The sequence below is a fragment of the Amycolatopsis nivea genome (assembly GCF_004522235.1).
Classification (GTDB): Bacteria; Actinomycetota; Actinomycetes; order Mycobacteriales; family Pseudonocardiaceae; genus Amycolatopsis; species Amycolatopsis nivea.
Genome location: NZ_SDLT01000032.1, coordinates 66,944 through 83,130 on the forward strand (window position 1 = coordinate 66,944; position 16,187 = coordinate 83,130).

At 68.4% G+C, this 16,187-nt stretch carries 22 protein-coding genes; 14 read left to right on the forward strand and 8 right to left on the reverse strand.

Going from position 1 to position 16,187, the window contains the following annotated elements:
- Positions 1–245: 245 nt before the first annotated feature.
- Entirely contained in the window at positions 246–779 is a 534-nt protein-coding gene (locus EIZ44_RS31110) for a GNAT family N-acetyltransferase (RefSeq protein WP_134663325.1), read from the reverse strand.
- A 113-nt stretch (positions 780–892) separates the two neighbouring features.
- Here EIZ44_RS31110 and EIZ44_RS31115 point away from each other — a divergent pair, with 113 nt between their 5' ends.
- On the forward strand, positions 893–1,249 hold the full coding sequence (locus tag EIZ44_RS31115) for an ArsC/Spx/MgsR family protein (protein ID WP_037818400.1): 357 nt from the start codon (positions 893–895) through the stop codon (positions 1,247–1,249).
- Here the strand turns inward: EIZ44_RS31115 and EIZ44_RS31120 are convergent.
- Positions 1,242–2,006 carry a sulfite exporter TauE/SafE family protein gene (locus EIZ44_RS31120; protein ID WP_134663324.1) on the reverse strand — a complete coding sequence of 255 codons (765 nt, stop codon included), beginning with the start codon at positions 2,004–2,006 and terminating at the stop codon, positions 1,242–1,244. The genes EIZ44_RS31115 and EIZ44_RS31120 overlap by 8 nt on opposite strands.
- An 86-nt stretch (positions 2,007–2,092) precedes the next feature.
- Here EIZ44_RS31120 and EIZ44_RS31125 point away from each other — a divergent pair, with 86 nt between their 5' ends.
- The 6 genes from EIZ44_RS31125 to EIZ44_RS31150 all read left to right on the forward strand — a co-directional run bounded on the left by EIZ44_RS31125 (position 2,093) and on the right by EIZ44_RS31150 (position 6,963).
- Positions 2,093–2,857: an AraC family transcriptional regulator gene (locus EIZ44_RS31125; protein WP_134663323.1), complete on the forward strand. Its 765-nt coding sequence runs from the start codon at positions 2,093–2,095 to the stop codon at positions 2,855–2,857.
- A gap of 84 nt (positions 2,858–2,941) precedes the next feature.
- Positions 2,942–3,631: an alpha/beta fold hydrolase gene (locus EIZ44_RS31130; RefSeq protein WP_134663322.1), complete on the forward strand. Its 690-nt coding sequence runs from the start codon at positions 2,942–2,944 to the stop codon at positions 3,629–3,631.
- A 222-nt stretch (positions 3,632–3,853) separates the two neighbouring features.
- Positions 3,854–4,741 carry a hypothetical protein gene (locus tag EIZ44_RS45225; protein WP_205673372.1) on the forward strand — a complete coding sequence of 296 codons (888 nt, stop codon included), beginning with the start codon at positions 3,854–3,856 and terminating at the stop codon, positions 4,739–4,741.
- Between the two features lie 143 nt (positions 4,742–4,884).
- A complete protein-coding gene (locus tag EIZ44_RS31140) occupies positions 4,885–5,292 on the forward strand; it encodes a hypothetical protein (RefSeq protein WP_134732774.1) in 408 nt (135 codons plus the stop codon).
- A gap of 67 nt (positions 5,293–5,359) precedes the next feature.
- Positions 5,360–6,358 (forward strand): sensor histidine kinase, encoded by a 999-nt coding sequence (locus EIZ44_RS46000; RefSeq protein WP_276323761.1) that lies wholly within the window; start codon positions 5,360–5,362, stop codon positions 6,356–6,358.
- Positions 6,355–6,963, forward strand: coding sequence for a response regulator transcription factor (locus EIZ44_RS31150; RefSeq protein WP_134732776.1), 609 nt, complete (start codon positions 6,355–6,357; stop codon positions 6,961–6,963). Before EIZ44_RS46000 ends, EIZ44_RS31150 begins: the two co-directional genes overlap by 4 nt.
- Positions 6,964–8,206: 1,243 nt before the next feature.
- On the opposite strand, the gene EIZ44_RS31155 is transcribed toward EIZ44_RS31150, so the two are convergent.
- Complete coding sequence (locus tag EIZ44_RS31155) at positions 8,207–8,581, reverse strand: DUF5997 family protein (RefSeq protein ID WP_134663318.1); 375 nt, start codon at positions 8,579–8,581, stop codon at positions 8,207–8,209.
- A gap of 44 nt (positions 8,582–8,625) precedes the next feature.
- Here EIZ44_RS31155 and EIZ44_RS31160 point away from each other — a divergent pair, with 44 nt between their 5' ends.
- Together EIZ44_RS31160 and EIZ44_RS31165 are read left to right on the forward strand one after the other, a co-directional pair.
- Positions 8,626–9,354, forward strand: a complete 729-nt coding sequence (locus EIZ44_RS31160; protein ID WP_134663317.1) for a LysR family substrate-binding domain-containing protein — start codon at positions 8,626–8,628, stop codon at positions 9,352–9,354.
- Between the two features lie 16 nt (positions 9,355–9,370).
- Entirely contained in the window at positions 9,371–10,165 is a 795-nt protein-coding gene (locus EIZ44_RS31165) for an SDR family NAD(P)-dependent oxidoreductase (protein WP_134663316.1), read from the forward strand.
- On the opposite strand, the gene EIZ44_RS31170 is transcribed toward EIZ44_RS31165, so the two are convergent.
- Together EIZ44_RS31170 and EIZ44_RS44910 are read right to left on the reverse strand one after the other, a co-directional pair.
- Complete coding sequence (locus EIZ44_RS31170; RefSeq protein ID WP_134663315.1) at positions 10,159–11,022, reverse strand: CPBP family intramembrane glutamic endopeptidase; 864 nt, start codon at positions 11,020–11,022, stop codon at positions 10,159–10,161. The genes EIZ44_RS31165 and EIZ44_RS31170 overlap by 7 nt on opposite strands.
- A 20-nt stretch (positions 11,023–11,042) precedes the next feature.
- Positions 11,043–11,213 carry a hypothetical protein gene (locus EIZ44_RS44910; RefSeq protein WP_158691536.1) on the reverse strand — a complete coding sequence of 57 codons (171 nt, stop codon included), beginning with the start codon at positions 11,211–11,213 and terminating at the stop codon, positions 11,043–11,045.
- Between the two features lie 139 nt (positions 11,214–11,352).
- Between EIZ44_RS44910 and EIZ44_RS31175 the strand changes: the two genes are divergently transcribed.
- From EIZ44_RS31175 to EIZ44_RS31190, 4 genes are read left to right on the forward strand one after another with little or no spacing between them, the layout of a single operon-like run.
- Positions 11,353–12,600 (forward strand): sensor histidine kinase, encoded by a 1,248-nt coding sequence (locus EIZ44_RS31175; protein ID WP_134732777.1) that lies wholly within the window; start codon positions 11,353–11,355, stop codon positions 12,598–12,600.
- A complete protein-coding gene (locus tag EIZ44_RS31180) occupies positions 12,588–12,839 on the forward strand; it encodes a sensor histidine kinase (RefSeq protein WP_240691465.1) in 252 nt (83 codons plus the stop codon). The genes EIZ44_RS31175 and EIZ44_RS31180 overlap by 13 nt, the downstream gene beginning before the upstream one ends.
- Positions 12,827–13,078, forward strand: a complete 252-nt coding sequence (locus EIZ44_RS31185) for a sensor histidine kinase (RefSeq protein ID WP_338081097.1) — start codon at positions 12,827–12,829, stop codon at positions 13,076–13,078. Before EIZ44_RS31180 ends, EIZ44_RS31185 begins: the two co-directional genes overlap by 13 nt.
- Entirely contained in the window at positions 13,066–13,719 is a 654-nt protein-coding gene (locus EIZ44_RS31190) for a response regulator (RefSeq protein WP_043839448.1), read from the forward strand. The genes EIZ44_RS31185 and EIZ44_RS31190 overlap by 13 nt, the downstream gene beginning before the upstream one ends.
- Before the next feature lie 238 nt (positions 13,720–13,957).
- Here the strand turns inward: EIZ44_RS31190 and EIZ44_RS46005 are convergent, their stop codons facing one another.
- Positions 13,958–14,083 (reverse strand): hypothetical protein, encoded by a 126-nt coding sequence (locus EIZ44_RS46005; protein ID WP_255443149.1) that lies wholly within the window; start codon positions 14,081–14,083, stop codon positions 13,958–13,960.
- Positions 14,080–14,316, reverse strand: a complete 237-nt coding sequence (locus tag EIZ44_RS31195; RefSeq protein ID WP_037820561.1) for a hypothetical protein — start codon at positions 14,314–14,316, stop codon at positions 14,080–14,082. Before EIZ44_RS31195 ends, EIZ44_RS46005 begins: the two co-directional genes overlap by 4 nt.
- 235 nt (positions 14,317–14,551) lie before the next feature.
- Between EIZ44_RS31195 and EIZ44_RS31200 the strand changes: the two genes are divergently transcribed.
- Positions 14,552–15,235, forward strand: coding sequence for a TetR/AcrR family transcriptional regulator (locus EIZ44_RS31200; protein ID WP_037820558.1), 684 nt, complete (start codon positions 14,552–14,554; stop codon positions 15,233–15,235).
- Between the two features lie 58 nt (positions 15,236–15,293).
- Here EIZ44_RS31200 and EIZ44_RS31205 read toward each other — a convergent pair whose 3' ends face one another.
- Positions 15,294–16,124 carry an SAM-dependent methyltransferase gene (locus EIZ44_RS31205; protein WP_037820552.1) on the reverse strand — a complete coding sequence of 277 codons (831 nt, stop codon included), beginning with the start codon at positions 16,122–16,124 and terminating at the stop codon, positions 15,294–15,296.
- Positions 16,125–16,187: the final 63 nt, after the last annotated feature.

The window sequence follows — 16,187 nt, forward strand, 5'->3', positions numbered from 1 at the left end:
CCCCCAGGGTCCCCCTCACGACCGACCCAACCCACGCGCCCTAAACCGCACCGGTGCACCCAACAATCGAGGCACCCAGCCCTCCCCCGCACCCCGATACGAAGCTCTCCTGCGGTCTGGGGTGGCTTGTCAAGGCATCTTTCCCGCCTTGACAAGCCACCCCAGACCGTCAGCACAATCAAGCTTCGGGGTGCCCCACCGCACCCTCAAAAAAGCAATGTCGCCGCCAGGCGACGAGCCGAACGTCAAACAACATCCCCCCGCCGAACCCGATAAACCTGCAACCTCAACTCGTAATACTTAGTAGTCTCCCCAACCCAAGACATCCCGATCCGCTCCGCAGTAGCAATGGCCCGGGAATTACTAGGCCGCGCCACCGCGAACAACTCATCAGTCCCGTCCTGGGAAAACGCCCACTCCACCAACGCCCGCCCGGCCTCGGTCGCGTACCCGTGCCCCCACTCCTCGGGCCGCAACTGCCAGCTCAGCTCCAAATCCTCCCGATAGGGCGGCAGCAACCGGATCCCCAGCCCCCCGATCACCCGGCCGTCAGACCGCAGCTCCACCGCCCACCGCCCCCGCGGCGGGGTCAGATTCGGCTGCGCCTCCTGCCAGGCCTGCAACACCGACCGCATCGCAGCGGCGTCCGCGACCCGGTCCATCGCGGGAGTGAGCCAATGCGTCACGTCGGAGGAGCCGTAGATCTGATACGCGGCTTCGGCGTCGTCAGCCGTCCAGTCCCGGATCACGAGACGGTCGGTGGTAATCGGCAGGGTCATGCAAGAACGGTACGCCCGTTCCACCCGATCGGGGCAAGTGATCCAGGACGCACCGCAGAAGTCTTGCCCGCCAAGGACTCCGCCCGCGACAACGCGCGGGTTAGACTGCGCGGGTGGAGATCTGGGTGAACCCGCGTTGTTCCAAGTGCCGCTCGGCGGTGTCGCTGCTCGACGAGGCCGGCGCGGAGTACACCGTGCGCCGCTACCTGGAGGATCCGCCGACCGAGGCGGAGCTCGTCGCGGTGCTCGACCGGCTCGGCCTCGACCCGTGGGACATCACCCGCACCGGCGAGAAAATCGCCGGTGAACTCGAGCTGAAATCCTGGTCCCGTACCCCGGAAGACCGTCCACGGTGGATCGCCGCGCTCGCCGAGCACCCGGAGCTGATCCAGCGTCCGATCATCACCGCCGACGACGGCACCACGGTCGTCGCGCGCGACGAGGACACCGTCCGGTCGGTGCTCAGCTGACCGCGACCGCGATCAGTGCGGCCGCCAGCAGCACCACATACGCGACGGCGTGCACCTTGTCCGGCAACCGGTCGGCGACCCGCCGGACGAGTGCGATCGTCGGCAGTGAACCGGCCAGCAGCGCCGCGCCCGCGATCGGGTCGAGATACCCCGACGGCCCGCCGCCCGCTGTCGCGTAGACCGCCGTCGCCACCACCGCGACGGGCACGCTGAGCGGGTTCGCCATCGCCGCCGCGTCCGCCATCGGCAGTCCTTTGCGGCGCAGCAACGGCACCGTCATGACGCTGCCGCCCACCCCGAGAAAACTCGCCACCGCACCGATTCCGACGCCGCCCGCGGTGGTCGTGAACGTGCTCAGCGGTTTGGCTTCGCCTTGCGGCTTCAGGAATCCGCCGCGCACCAGGCTGTCCACAATGGTCACTGCCAGGTAGACGATGAACAGGACGCGCAACAGTCCGTCCCCCGCGTAGGTCGCGGCCACCGAACCGATGACGGCACCGATCGCGACGAACGCGGCGAGCGGCCAGATGTAGTCGCGACGGAGGCGTCCGGCCTTGGCTTGCACGACGGTCGCGCTGACCGCGTTCACCACCATTACCGCGGTGGACGTCGCGACCGCGACATGCATCGCGTCGCCGCGGCTCGTGACCGCCGCGACCACCGGCACGGTGACGAATCCGCCGCCGAAGCCGAACAGCACGGTCGTGACGCCGCTGAGGCAGCCGAAGAGCAGAAGAATCAGGATCGAGGTCAACACTGGCTTCAAGGTAGGTCGTGCCGGGTGCGGCGCGCATCCGAAGATTCGCCAGCTTCTTTCGAGGATCGGACACCTACTCTGGAGGCATGCGCAACGTTCCGTTGTCCGAGGTCGACGCCCTGCCGCGGGCCGTGCTCGCGATCAGCACGGACTACCCGCCGGACCACTTCCTGCCGCCGCATCGCCATCGCCGCGCGCAGTTCCTTTACGGGGCCACCGGCGCGATGCGGGTCGGAACGGCAGACGGGACCTGGACCGTCCCGACGCGGCGCGCGGTGCTGATCCCGCCGGAAACCGATCACAGCGTCGTGATGATGAACGTGACCACGCGCAGTCTGTATCTGGAACCGCCCGCCGTGCCGTGGTTCCCGCGCCGCTGCCAGACCGTCGACGTCTCGCCGCTGCTGCGGGAATTGCTCCGGGAAGCCGTGGACGTCGCCCCGGAATACCCTCGCCGCGGGCGCGATGCCACGCTGATTTCCCTTCTGTTGCACGAAATCTCTCGCTGCGTACCGCTGCCGCTCGAACTTCCGTGGCCGCGGCACGAGGGTTTGCGTGCTCTGTGTCAGTCCTTTTCGGACGCTCCCGATGTGCACGATCCGCCGTCTCGCTGGGCGGCGGAGCTGCACGTCAGCGAACGGACGCTGCACCGGCTGTTCCGCGCCGAAACGGGCCTGAGCTTCGCCCGCTGGCGGGAGCGGGCGTGTGTGCTGCACGCACTCCCGCTGCTGGCCGCGGACCTTCCGGTGGCCGACGTCGCGGTCACCCTCGGATACGAAAGCCCCGCCGCCTTCACGACGATGTTCAGCCGCCTGCTCGGCGCCCCGCCGACGGCTTACCGCGAGCCGTGACCAGATCTCATTGAGTACAACTTGATTGCGCACAACTTAGTTGTACTGTGGGTCCCGTTCGGAACTTTCTCTGAGGAGGACCTCATGACTGCCACTGTCGTTCTGGTGCACGGCGCGTTCGCGGATTCGTCCAGCTGGAACGGGGAGATCGAGCGGTTGCAAGCAGCCGGGCACCGGGTGATCGCGGCGGCGAACCCGCTGCGCGGAGTCGCCGAAGACGCCGCCGCCGTGCGGTCTTTGCTCGACAGCATCGAGGGCCCGATCGTCCTGGTCGGCCACTCCTACGGCGGCTCGGTGATCTCGGCCGCCGCGGCGGGCCACCCCGGGGTGCGGGCGCTGGTCTACATCGCCGGCTTCCTCCCCGCCGAGGGCGAAAGCGCAGGCGAACTGGCCGGCAAGTTCCCCGGCGGGACCCTGGGTGAGACGTTGGAGCAGGTCGCCCTGGCGAACGGCGTCGACCTTTACGTCCGGCAAGACCTGTTCCACCAGCAGTTCGCGGCGGACGTCCCGGCCGCGCAGGCCAGCCTGATGGCAGCGGGCCAACGCCCGATCGCGGCAGCGGCCCTGGACGAAGCGTCGCCCGCACCGGCGTGGAAGGACTTGCCGGTGTACAGCCTGATCCCGACCGCGGACAAGAACATCCCCGCCGAGGCGCAGCGCTTCATGGCGGAACGCGCGGAGGCGGAGGTAGTCGAGGTGGAGGGCGCTTCGCACGCGGTGCTGGTTTCGCAGCCGGAAGCGGTGGCGGACCTGATCCTGCGCGCTGCCCGGTGACTTCGCCGAGGTGAGACCGGTCCCGCGCTGCGCGCTTGGGTGTGCAGCGTGGGTCCGGCTCGGCGGTCCCGGCTCTCCGGGCTCGGTTTCGGTGGTTGGCCTGGTCAACAGGCCGGTTGTGCGGTGTTCGGGGAACCGATCGGTCCCGTTGTGCGGACTCGTCATAGCCGAGCCGGAATTTCACCGTTCGCCGCGTCGGTGCGGCAGTTACCATCGGCGGCCATGAGCACCTCAGGGGGTCCACAGGAGCAGCCGGGAACGCCGCAGGAACCGGGCGCGGTCCCGCCGGGATGGCAGGCGCCACCGCCGGGCGCCGGTTATCCGCAGCAACCCGGAACTCAGCCGGGTTATCCGCAGCAGGCCGGGCAGTCTCCGCAGTACGGACAGCAGTACCCGGGCCAGGCCGGACAGCCTGGGCAGTACCCCGGACAGCCCGGGCAGGCGCAGTACCCGGGGCAACCGGGTCAGTTCCAGCCGGGCCAGCCATACCCCGGTCAAGCGGCTTACCCTGGCCAGCCGGGTTATCCAGCACAACAGCCGGGCTACCCGCCCCAGCAGCCGGGAGCCGGTTACGCCGCACCCGGCCAGGGCTTCCTGCCCCAGAACCAGCCGCTCACCACCCCGGGGCTCGGCGCGATCCCGGTGGTTCTCGGCGCGATCCTCGAGGTCGTCGCCCTGTTCGTCCCCTGGGTCACGTTCACCCTGGGCTCCCAAACCGCCTCGGTCACCTTCATCGACGCGTTCAGCAAGATGACGTCCGGCATGGACAGCTTCGCCGCGATGTACGTGCGGTTCCTCGCCTTCCTCCTGATCGCCGCGACGTTGCTGTCCACTCTCCCGTGGACGCTCGGCGCGCTGCGCACGAAGAGGTCGGCGTACTGGCTCAGCGGGATTCGCCGCCGGGAGCTCACTCCGCCGAACTTCTGGTGGTACCGCACCGTCTTCGCGGGCCGGGCGACCGTCATGCTGGCCTTCCACATCGCGGGGATCGTCGCGATGTTCTCCGAGGACCTGTCGAAAATCGGCCTCGGCGCGTATCTGCTCATCCTCGGCGGGGTGCTCGTGATCGCCGGCGCGGCGATCGGGCCGAAGCTCACGGCTGCCCGCTGACGGCGCGGATGACCGGGTTCTGACAAATGTCATCGCGCACCGGTGCGCGGTGACACTACGGCTCGCTTGCCCGTCCGCCCACCATGGGACGGGCAAGCGGCGCCGGCTCCTCCGGACCGCCCAACGGTCCGGAAAGGACAGTCATGAACTCCCGTCCCGCAACGGTTTCCGAACAACCCCGGATCAGGGCGGTCCGCGTCCTCACCGGGGCTTACCTGGCGCTGAGCGTGCTCACCCTCGGCGCGATCTTCCTCTTGCGCGACGACCCGTCGATGGTCACCGACGTCGTCTGGGTCCGGGCCACGATCGTGGCGGCCAGCGCGCTGCTCACGTTCCTGTTCGCGAGAAGCGCGGCTCGCGGGTCGAAACGAGGGTTGCTGCGGCTCCGGATCGTGTCGGCGGTGATGACGGTCGCGATCGTCGTCATCGTGTCGATTCCGGGCTTTCTGCCGCTGTGGGTCCGGCTTGAGCAGGGCGTCTGCGGGGCGCTGTTGCTGGCGGTGGTCGTCCTGGTCAACGGACGGCACGTGCGTTCGCTTTTCTCCGAGTAGCGTGCCGGACGTGGACCGCGGCCCCGATTCCGACGCGCAACGCTGGGTACTGGGCTGGCGCCGGCTCGTGCTGGACGCCGGCCTCCTGGTGTATCCGCTGATCGTCCTCGCCCAAACGGGCGGCCAGCCCGCGGCGGTGGTGGCGCTGCTGGCTTTCTGCGCCTGCTACATCGGGGCGGCCATCGCTGCTTACCAGTTCCGAAGCCGGCTTTTCTGGGTCCTGACCGGGGCGTTGACGGTGCTGTTCGCCGTCGTGCTGCCGATCGCTCGGGCGAACGCGTTTTACCTGCTCGCCGTGGTGGTTTCGCTAGCGGTTCCGCGGTTGCCGCGCTGGGGTGCGGTCATCGTGCCGATCGCCGCGGCGGCGACTGTGGTGGTGCCGTGGGCGGTTTGGCAGGCCGACCCGGGGTGGGCGCAGGCGGCGGCGTTGGTGTTCACCGTGCTGGTGGTGGTCGCGTTCGCGGAGGCGCTGCGGGCGAACCGGGCGTTAGTGCAGGCGCGGGCGGAGGTGCAGCGACTGGCCGCCGATGCCGAGCGCTCGCGGATTTCGCGGGATTTGCATGATCTCCTGGGGCATTCGCTCACCGCGATCACGGTGAAGAGCAATCTTGCCCGGCGGCTCGCGGTGAAGGGGGATGAGCGGGCGGTCGAGGAGATCGGTGAGGTTGAGCAGTTGTCCCGGCAGGCGTTGGCGGATGTGCGGGCCGCGGTTTCTGGGTATCGGGAGGTGACGCTGGCCGGGGAGCTCGCTCGGGGGCGCGAATTGTTGCGGGCGGCGGGGATTAGTGCGGATTTTCCTTCTGCGGTCGATGGGCCTCATCAGGAATTGTTCGGCTGGGTGGTGCGGGAGGGGTTGACTAATGTGGTTCGGCATTCTCGGGCTGCCGCTTGTGCGGTGATTGTTTCGGGTTCTTCCGTGGAAATTCGTGACGACGGTGTTGGTTCTGCTGCGGATGCCGGGAATGGGTTATCCGGGTTGCGGGATCGGGTGGTCGCTGCTGGCGGGCGGATGGAGGCGGGGCCGGTGCGGCCTCGGGGGTGGCGGTTGCGGGTGACGGTGGCGTGACTATTCGGTTGTTGCTCGCGGATGATCAGGCGTTGGTGCGGCAGGCGTTGGGGACCTTGCTTGATCTTGAGGACGATTTTGTGGTGGTTGCGCAGGTCGGGCGGGGGGATGAGGCGGTGGGGGCGGCGCTTGAGCATCGGCCGGATGTTGCGTTGCTGGATATCGAGATGCCTGGGCTGGACGGGTTGGCCGCGGCTGCGGTTTTGGCGGAGCAGGTGCCTTCGTGTCGGGTGGTGGTTTTGACTACGTTCGGGCGGGCCGGGTATTTGCGGCGGGCCATGGAGGCTGGGGCGGTTGGGTTTGTGGTTAAGGACGCGCCTGCTGAGGCGTTGGGGGACGCTATTCGGCGGGTGATGATGGGGGAGAGGGTGGTGGATCCGGCGTTGGCGGTGGCTACTTTGGCTGCTGGGGAATCGCCGTTGACTGCTCGGGAGAGGGATGTGCTGATCGCGGCCCGGGGTGGGGGGTCGGTGGCGGAGATCGCGGGGAGTTTGTATTTGTCTGAGGGGACTGTGCGGAATTATTTGTCTGGGGCTATTGCCAAGACGGGGGCCCGGAACCGGATGGGGGCGGTTCGGGTTGCTGAGGAGCGGGGGTGGTTGTGAGTGCTCGTCGCCTGGCGGCGACATCGCGTCCTGGTTGCGTGGGGCACCCCGAAGGTTGATTGTGCTGACGGTCTGGGGGTGCTTGTCAAGGCGGGAAAGATGCCTTGACAAGCACCCCCAGACCGCAGGAGAGCTTCGTATCGGGGTGTGGGGGAGGGGCTGGGTGCCTCGATGGGTGGGTGCATCGGCTGTGGTTTAGGGCGCGTGGGTTGGGTGCCTGGTCGCGGTGGGTGAGCGGGCTGCGGCGGGTCCGCGTGGGTTGGGTGTCTGGTCTTGTTGGGTGAGCGGGCTGCGGCTGGTGCGTGTGGTTTGGGTGGCTGGTCGCGGGTGGGGCTGCGGTCGCGGGATAGCGCCCCAATGTGGCGTTGGGTGCATGTGACGCACCGAATGTGGCATTGGGTGCATCCAGCGCACCCAATGTGGCGTTGGGTGCGTGGGGGCGCACCGAACGCGGCGTTGCAGCGGTGGGGAGGTCGTGAGGGGAACCCTCACGGAATCACGGTCTGTGAGGGGTCCCCTCACGCACTTCGCGCGCCGCGACGAAGGCCGTGAAGGGCTCCTTGAGGGAATCTGGGTCCGTGAAGGGGTCCTTCACGCGCGCGAGGAACAGTCGTGAGGGGAACCCTCACGGAATCAGGGTCTGTGAGGGGTCCCCTCACGCACTTCGCGCGCCGCGACGAAGGCCGTGAAGGGCTCCTTGAGGGAATCTGGGTCCGTGAAGGGGTCCTTCACGCGCGCGAGGAACAGTCGTGAGGGGAACCCTCACGGAATCAGGGTCTGTGAGGGGTCCCCTCACGCACTTCGCGCGCCGCGACGAAGGCCGTGAAGGGCTCCTTGAGGGAATCTGGGTCCGTGAAGGGGTCCTTCACGCGCGCGAGGAACAGTCGTGAGGGGAACCCTCACGGAATCAGGGTCTGTGAGGGGTCCCCTCACGCACTTCGCGCGCCGCGACGAAGGCCGTGAAGGGCTCCTTGAGGGAATCTGGGTCCGTGAAGGGGTCCTTCACGCGCGCCAGAAAGCAGTCGTGAGGGGAACCCTCACGGAAGCAGGGTCTGTGAGGGGTCCCCTCACGGACTTCGCGCGCCGCGACGAAGGCCGTGAAGGGCTCCTTGAGGGAACCTGCGTCCGTGAAGGGGCCCCTCACGCGCGCCAGAAAACAATCGTGAGTGGAACCCTGAAGGAATCAAGGTTCCCCCACGTAACGCACCAACACGGGCGCGCAAGAAGGTCCGAAGTGGACGGGCTAGTCGTTCTTCTCCGCGTTCAGCCTCGCGGCTTCGCGGCGGACTTCGGCTTGGGTGTCGCGTTCGCGTTGCAGCCAGGTGGGGTTTTCGGCTTTCAGGGCCTCGATCTGGTCCGTCGTCAGGGCTTCGGTGACGCCGCCCCTGGCCAGGCCGCCGATGGAGACTCCCAGTTTCGCGGCTACCACCGGGCGCGGGTGCGGGCCGTTGCGGCGCAGGTCGCGGAGCCATTCCGGCGGGTCGTTCTGAAGTGCATTCAGTTCGTCGCGCGAGACGGCGCCCGCGCGGAACTCTGCGGGGGTCGCTTCGAGGTAGACGCCCAGCTTCTTCGCTGCCGTCGCCGGCTTCATGGTCTGGGGGGTCTTCTGCGCCGTCATGCCCACCAGCGTAACCGGCGACCCCGCGCCGGTAGCCTTGCCACGTGACAGGAGCCGACCAGGCCTCGGCGTTCCGGCTCGCCTACGTTCCGGGTGCGACCCCCGCGAAGTGGGTCCGGATCTGGGGCGAACGCAATCCCGAAGTGCCGCTCGACCTGGTCGCGGTCGCTGCTGCCGAGGCCGCGGGCGTCGTGCGCGACGGTGGGGTGGACGCGGCGCTGCTGCGGCTGTCCGCCGACCGTGACGGGCTGCATGCGATCCCGCTCTACACCGAGACCACGGTGGTCGTCGTTCCCAAGGATCACCTGGTCGCGGCGGCCGACGAGGTGTCCATTGCGGACCTCGCGGACGAGCTCGTGCTGCATCCGCTCGACGACTCGCTCGAGTGGGACCAGCTGCCTGGCAAGCCCGCCCTGGAGCGGCCCGAGACGACGGGCGACGCGATCGAGCTGGTGGCGGCGGGCGTCGGCGTGCTGATGGTGCCGCAGTCGCTTGCCCGGTTGCACCATCGGCGTGATCTCACGTACCGGCCGGTCGAGGACGCGCCGCAGTCGCGCGTCGCGTTGTCCTGGCCGGATGGCGAGACCAGCGACCTCGTGGAGCAGTTCATCGGCATCGTTCGCGGGCGCACGGTGAACAGCACTCGCGGGCAGCAGGAAACGCAAGCCAAGACCGGCAAGGCGGCGCCGGCCAAGAAGAAGCAGCGCGAACCGGACCGTCGCCGGAGCGTGCCCAAGTCCGGCGGGCGCGGCAAGCCTCGCCGTCGTCGTTGACGTTCAGGGAGCAACCGTGGATCTGGGGTTGAAGGGCAAGTGCGCGGTCGTCACGGGGGCCAACCGCGGGATCGGGCTGGCGGTTGCCGAGGTGCTCGCGGCGGAGGGCGCTGACCTCGCGCTCGTCGCCCGGGACACCGAAGCCCTTGCCACTGCGAAGGAAAGCCTCGGCAGGCACGGCACGAAGGTGGTCGCGGTTCCGACGGACACCACCGACGACGCTGCCGTCGCGGCGATGGCGGAGCGGGTCAAGGCGGAGTTCGGGGCGGCGGACGTCCTGGTCAACTGCGCGGCGCCGGCGTCCAGCGGGGCCCGCACGCCGCTTGAAGACTTGCGGGACGAAGACCTGCGCCTCGAGATCGAGACCAAGGTGCTCGGTTACCTGCGGTGCGCCCGTGCGCTCGCGCCGGGGATGCGGGAGCGCGGCTGGGGCCGGATCGTGAACGTCAGCGGGCTCAACGCGCGGCTGGCCGGTTCGACGTTCGGGTCGATCCGCAACGTCGCGGTCGCGGCGATGACCAAGAATCTCGCCGACGAACTGGGGCCGCAGGGAATCGCCGTGACGGTCGTGCATCCGGGCTACACGGTGACTGAACGGACGCCGGAGAAGCTCGCCGAGATCGCCGCTGCGCGGGGGATTTCCGTGGCGGAGCTGGAAAAAGGCCTCACGGCCGGGGTGAGCATTGGTCGGCTGGTGACGGCGGCCGAGGTGGCGGACGTGGTGGCGTTCCTGGCGTCCCCGCGCAGCGTGGCGATCAACGGAGACGCCATCGCGGTCGGCGGCGGCGTCCCCGGGCAGATTTACTACTGAACGGCCTGGAGTTCGCGCGCTGGACTGAGGTAGCCGAGACGGCCCTTGGTCGCGGCGAGCACGATCAGCGCGGCGGCGGCGAACGCGGCGAACAGCAGGTGCTCGGCGATTTTCGGATCCGCGTTGGGGAACAGTTCGGACCAGGCGACGGACAGGTAGTTGTTGATCCCAGCGTGCAGCAGCAGCGCGATCGGCAGGCTTTCGCCGCTGCGGTTGAACACCCAGGTCATCACGAAGCTGATCGCGATCGCGGTGCCGACGAACTCCAGCACGGACCAGACCGTCACGTTCGGCCAGTGGCCCCATTCGGTGAAGAACAACGGCAGATGCCAGACGCCCCACAGCGGCCCGAGGATCAGCGTGCCGCGCAGCGGGCCGTACTTCGGCTGCAAATGCGGGAGGGCGAAATCGCGCCAGCCGGGTTCTTCGGCGAGGCCGGTGGTGAGCACCTGGAGCACGAAACCCAAGACCCACACCAGGATCAGCGACGCGGCAGGGGCCCGGAACGCGCCGGCGAACGGCAGGCTGGCGAGCGTCAGCACGACGGGAACAGCGAAGAGCGCGAGTGCGTACCATCGCCAGTTCACCCGCCATCGCAGCAATCGACCCGCCCACGCGCGCAGCCCGGGACGGCCTTCGGCGAGCGCGGTGACGATGAACGCGGAGAAGATCGGGCCGAGGTACGCGCCGGGGAGCATGCCCAGGATTTGCGTCGTGCCGAGTAACGGCGGGAATCCGAAGTGGACGATGCCTAGACCATTGTCCGAGAGTACATAAGGGAGCCACGCGAGCCAGCTCAGTGCGATGGCGAGCGTGAAGAAAGCCGTGATCGGGCGTCGGGCGACGAGGGCGGTCATTATAGTCCTTTGTGGACGAGTCAGCGATGGGTGCGGTAGTTCGCGACGAGCGCGATGCCCGAGGCGAGGGTGACGACGCCGAAAACGGTGCTCAGCACCAGGTTGACGCCGAGGGCCGAGGTGATCGCGTTGGCTGCGGCGCTGAGCACCAGCACGCCCCACAACAGCGCTCGAGGAGGTGATTTCGTCATGCCGGGAACGCTACGAACCGGGGCCCGCCAGAACGATCCCGTGCGCGGGAGGATCTAGGTACAGCAGGCTGTACTCCTTCGCTCCGAGGCGGTGCCGGGGCGGATTTCTGGGCTAGGGTTCGGCGGGGTGGGAGGTGCGATGGCAACCGCAGGCGAACCGACGCCGCGTCCGTGGACCGCGCGCGTCCGGGCTGCTCTCGACGCGCTGGAACACCTCGTCGGCGGGATCGGCACCTCGGTGCTGGCGCTGTTGGTGCTGCTCGGCGTGGCCGTGGTCGCGGTGCTGAGCCTCGTGGGCGTTGGTCTGCTGCTGGCCCGGCCGATGCTGCGCGTCGTGCACGCGGTCGCCGACCGGGAACGGATCCGGCTCACCGCGATGAAACCGGACGTCATCAGCCCCGGCCAGGGCCCCGAACGGCTCGGTGCGGCGCTGCGCGAGCGGACGGTGCAACGCGAACTGCTGTGGGTCGCGATCCACGGTGCGGCGGGCTTTCTGCTCGGCTTCATCGCGCTGACGATCGTGCTCAACACCGCGCGCGACGGGCTTTTCCCGCTCTACTGGTACCTGCTCCCGCCGGACGAGGCGACGGCGTCACTCGGCTGGCCGGTGCACAGCCTGGCGGAAGCGCTCCCGGTGTCCCTGCTCGGCGTCGCGTGGGCGTTCCTCTCGGTCGCGCTGCTGCCCGCGATGGCTCGGCTGCAGGCGTTGCCCGGCCGACGCCTGCTGCCCGCGGGCTCGGACGCTGACGTCACGCTCCGGATCGCCCACCTCACCGCCACCCGCGCCGCCGCACTCGACGCGCATTCCGCCGAACTGCGCCGCATCGAGCGCGCGCTGCACGACGGCACGCAAAACCGCCTGGTCGCGGTCAATGTCCTGGTCGGCGCGGCCCGCCGGGCAGCCGCCCGAGGTTCGGCCGACGTCGACGAAATCCTTGGCCGCGCGCAGGACGCCACCGAGACCGCGCTCGCCGAACTGCGCGCGGTGGTGCGCAGTATCCTGCCGCCCGTGCTGGCCGACCGAAGCCTCGCCGACGCGTTGACCGCGCTCGCCGCGGGCTGTCCAGTGCCGTGCACCATCGACGCCGACCTGCCTGGGCGGTATGCCGTTTCGGTGGAGGCGTCGGTGTATTTCGTGGTTGCTGAGGCGCTTACGAACGTCGCGAAGCACAGCGGTGCCAGCCGTGTTGAGGTGGTCTTGCGGCGAGAGGATGACGTGCTGCACCTGCGCATCACCGACGATGGCCGTGGTGGTGCGGCGGAGTCCGGTGGTTCGGGGCTTGGTGGGATGCGTCGTCGGATTGAGGCGCTTGATGGAACTTTTGCGCTGGCGAGTCCCGCTGGCGGACCGACGACTGTGGTGGTGAGTTTGCCATGCGGATTGTGATCGTCGAGGCGCTTACGAACGTTGCCAAACACAGCGGTGCGGAGGTGGTTTTGCGCCGGGAGGACGATGTGCTCCACCTGCGTATCACCGACGACGGCCGTGGTGGTGCGGCGGAGTCCGGTGGTTCGGGGCTTGGTGGGATGCGACGTCGGATTGAGGCGCTGGATGGAACGTTTGCGCTGGCGAGTCCCGCTGGCGGACCGACGACTGTGACGGTGAGTTTGCCATGCGGATTGTGATCGCCGAGGCGCTTACGAACATTGCCAAACACAGCGGTGCGGAGGTGGTTTTGCGCCGGGAGGACGATGTGCTCCACCTGCGTATCACCGACGACGGCCGTGGTGGTGCGGCGGAGTCCGGTGGTTCGGGGCTTGGTGGGATGCGTCGTCGGGTCGAGGCGCTGGATGGAACGTTTGCGCTGGCGAGTCCCGTCGGCGGACCGACGACTGTGACGGTGAGTTTGCCATGCGGATTGTGATCGCCGAGGACGACCCGTTGCTGCGCGAAGGGCTCGCGCTGCTGCTGCGGGCCGAGGGCCTCGACGTCGTCGCGACCACCGACAACCCGACCGATTTCCTTGCTGCCGTGGACAAACACGAGCCGGACACCGCGGTCGTGGATGTGCGGATGCCGCCGACGCACACCGACGAGGGGATCGTCGCGGCGGTCGAGGCTCGGCGGCGGCGGCCGGGGCTGGCGGTGCTGGTGCTGTCGGCGTATGTCGAGCAGGCCTTCGCGACCGACCTGCTCGGCAGCGGCAGCGCGCGGCTCGGGTATCTGCTCAAGGAACGCGTCGGGCGGGTCACCGAGTTCATGGAAGCGCTGAACCGGGTGGCCGACGGCGGGACGGCGATCGATCCGGAAGTGGTCGCGCAATTGCTGACCCGGACGCGTGCGGATTCCGGGCTGGAACGGCTCAGCCCGCGTGAACGAGATGTGCTGGCACTGATGGCCGAGGGATTAGGGAATGGTGCCATCGCCGAACGGCTCGTGGTGACGGACGGCGCGGTCCACAAACATATTCGCAGCATTTTCGCGAAACTGGATTTGGCACCGGACGATAGCGCGGATCGGCGGGTTACTGCGGTCCTGCGTTATTTGGAAGAAGCGCGCCGTTGATCTTTCGCGTGCTTCTGAGTGAAGCGGTGAAGGCTTGACGGCATGCGGCCCGGGAGGGGCTGACGGGCGTCCGGCGAGGGCGAAATGGGCAGCGTTCACCGGCATTCGGCCGCGCGCAGTTCACCCGGACGAGTGCAGTATCGGACGCGCCCCGAACGGGCCTAAGCCCACCCGGGCGCGTGAAGACCGCACCGGAGCTGTCCGGTGCGATCTCCGGCTGGGACGAGCCCGCCGATGTCTATTTGCCCGAGCCGGGCTTCTCGTCCGCCGCGCCCTGGGCAACGTCCTCTTCGGACCAGTCGAGCCCGGCCTCGGCGACCACGCCGTCGAAGATCGGGGTGGCCACGGCCTGTTCCGCGCTCACGACGCGCTCACCACGTCGATGATCGCGTCGGCCGCGATCCACTGCGGATCCGCGTCTCTTGCCTGGCCGTCGACCTGGACCGGGACCCAGGTGACCGCGGTCGCGTCGTCGGTGACCGGGGCTCCGGTGACCACCCCGCGCCGGCACAGCTGGCGCCTGCCGGTGCGCTGGCCGACCAGGTAGGTGACCCGGTGGCCGGTGGACAGTTCGGACCGGTGCTGTTCGCCGTCCATGTGTTCCTCCCTGCACGCCACCCTTGTGGGCGACGCTCGCTTCATCGACGCGACTCGCTCCCCTCGTGTCGATGACGCACTCCCGGTCCGTGATCTGGGCCACAGCGACGCAACGGCCGCGGTGAACGCGACACCTACATCGAGGCAACCCGACCACAGACAGTCATCCCTCTATACCCAAAGTAACAGGTACAGTGGCGTATCCGGTATGTGACCCGGCGATACACTCGCGCGGATGACGTCCTCAGGTACTCCGCCCGACGGGCGGGCCACCCGGTGGGCAGGGCAGCGCGAACGCCGGCGCCGGGAGTTCGTGGAAGCCGGTATGCGCGCGATCGCCCGGTTCGGGCCGGAGGTGTCCACCGAGCAGATCGCCGACGAGGCCGGCGTCGCTCGCACGCGCATTTACAAGCATTTCGCCGACACCGCGGACCTGCAGCGCGCTATCGCGTTGCGCGCGGCGGAAATGATCGGCGCGCAATTCTCTCCGTTGTGGGGAGTTTCCGGCACTCCGCGCGAAATGGTGCACGCGACGATCGGCGCGCATATCGAATGGCTTTCCGAACACCGCGCGCTGTATCAATATCTGATGCGGCAGTCGGTGACCGGGCCGCGCGACGTCGTGGCGGACGTGAAAACCGCGATCGCCCGGCAGCTGACTGTGTTGTTCGAGTACTACCTCGGCCTGTTCGGCGCGGACCAGCGAGTCGGCGAAACCATTGCGTACGGGCTGGTCGGGCTCGTCGAGTCCAGCACCGCGCACTGGCTCGACGCCCCGCGCGGCATCGACCGCGAGGATCTGCGCCAGCTGCTCGCCCGCTGGGTCTGGTCGATCCTCGACGACACCTTGCGCACGGTCGGCGTCGCGCTCAACCCGGACTCGCCGCTGTCCGATCTGGACTACCGCATCCTCGACTGACCGCGCGAAAGGGCCCCTCGCGGGAATCCCCGCAAGGGGCCCTTCTCGGACCAGCGCGTCAGGCCTTCCGGCCGACCCCGCCCGCGATGCACTCCTGGACCTGGTTCAGCGGCTGGTACCGCGGGCCGTCCGGCCACCAGTCCTCGCACAGCACGAGGCCCGGGTCGACCAGTTCGGTGCCGCCGAACATCCGGCCGATCTCGTCCCAGGTGCGGAAAAGGCCGCTGCCCATCGGGCTGTGCGTGAACTTGTCCTCCATCCGCCGGGCGATCTCGCTGTGCTCGGGCGTCTGCGGGTCGAGGAAGTGCGCGACCACCACGAACGACCCGGACGGCAGCGCGTCGACGTAGGTCCGCATCATCTCCTCGTAGTCGTCGCCGAGGTAGTGGTGCAGGGTTCCGTTGTGCAGCAACGCGATCGGCTTCGTCCAGTCGAGGAACTCGCGCGCGGTCTCGTTCTGCAGGATCTGGTCGGGCTTGAAGATGTCCGCTTCGATGAACCGGGTGTTCTCGTTCTCCTCCAGCAGCGCGCGCCCGTGCGCGAGGACCACCGGGTCGTTGTCCACGTACAGCACGCGGGCTTCGGGGATGATCCGCTGCACGACCTGGTGCGTGTTCTCCGCCGTGGGCAGGCCGGAACCGCAGTCGAGGTACTGGGTGACCCTGCCCTGGGTGGCGAGGAAGCGGCAGGCGCGGATGAGGAAGTTGCGGTTGGCCCAGGCGAGGTCGTTGACCTCCGGGGCCACGGTCCGCACCTGGTCGAGCACCCTGCGGTCGATCTCGTAGTTGTTCGTGCCGTTCAGCGCGGCGTCGTACACCCGGGCAATGCTCGCTCGCGTGATATCGACCCCGACCGGGTGCGAACTGGGCGATTCGACGGCCTCGGTCATTTCTGGCGTCACCTCGGATGTGTCGGACGTCTCTTTGGTCTACTCACCGTAGACCTTCCGGGC

Excerpts from the sequence above, each read along its gene's own strand:
- EIZ44_RS31130 (WP_134663322.1), top strand. The coding sequence starts at position 2,942 with ATGACTGCCACTGTCGTTCTGGTGCACGGCGCGTTCGCGGATTCGTCC.
- EIZ44_RS31190 (WP_043839448.1), top strand. The coding sequence starts at position 13,066 with ATGCGGATTGTGATCGCCGAGGACGACCCGTTGCTGCGCGAAGGGCTC.
- EIZ44_RS31170 (WP_134663315.1), bottom strand. The coding sequence starts at position 11,022 with ATGACCGCCCTCGTCGCCCGACGCCCGATCACGGCTTTCTTCACGCTC.
- EIZ44_RS31175 (WP_134732777.1), top strand. The coding sequence starts at position 11,353 with ATGGCAACCGCAGGCGAACCGACGCCGCGTCCGTGGACCGCGCGCGTC.
- EIZ44_RS31185 (WP_338081097.1), top strand. The coding sequence starts at position 12,827 with ATGCGGATTGTGATCGCCGAGGCGCTTACGAACATTGCCAAACACAGC.
- EIZ44_RS31155 (WP_134663318.1), bottom strand. The coding sequence starts at position 8,581 with ATGACGGCGCAGAAGACCCCCCAGACCATGAAGCCGGCGACGGCAGCG.
- EIZ44_RS31195 (WP_037820561.1), bottom strand. The coding sequence starts at position 14,316 with ATGGACGGCGAACAGCACCGGTCCGAACTGTCCACCGGCCACCGGGTC.
- EIZ44_RS31125 (WP_134663323.1), top strand. The coding sequence starts at position 2,093 with ATGCGCAACGTTCCGTTGTCCGAGGTCGACGCCCTGCCGCGGGCCGTG.
- EIZ44_RS45225 (WP_205673372.1), top strand. The coding sequence starts at position 3,854 with ATGAGCACCTCAGGGGGTCCACAGGAGCAGCCGGGAACGCCGCAGGAA.
- EIZ44_RS31110 (WP_134663325.1), bottom strand. The coding sequence starts at position 779 with ATGACCCTGCCGATTACCACCGACCGTCTCGTGATCCGGGACTGGACG.
- EIZ44_RS44910 (WP_158691536.1), bottom strand. The coding sequence starts at position 11,213 with ATGACGAAATCACCTCCTCGAGCGCTGTTGTGGGGCGTGCTGGTGCTC.
- EIZ44_RS31205 (WP_037820552.1), bottom strand. The coding sequence starts at position 16,124 with ATGACCGAGGCCGTCGAATCGCCCAGTTCGCACCCGGTCGGGGTCGAT.
- EIZ44_RS31180 (WP_240691465.1), top strand. The coding sequence starts at position 12,588 with ATGCGGATTGTGATCGTCGAGGCGCTTACGAACGTTGCCAAACACAGC.
- EIZ44_RS31200 (WP_037820558.1), top strand. The coding sequence starts at position 14,552 with ATGACGTCCTCAGGTACTCCGCCCGACGGGCGGGCCACCCGGTGGGCA.
- EIZ44_RS31140 (WP_134732774.1), top strand. The coding sequence starts at position 4,885 with ATGAACTCCCGTCCCGCAACGGTTTCCGAACAACCCCGGATCAGGGCG.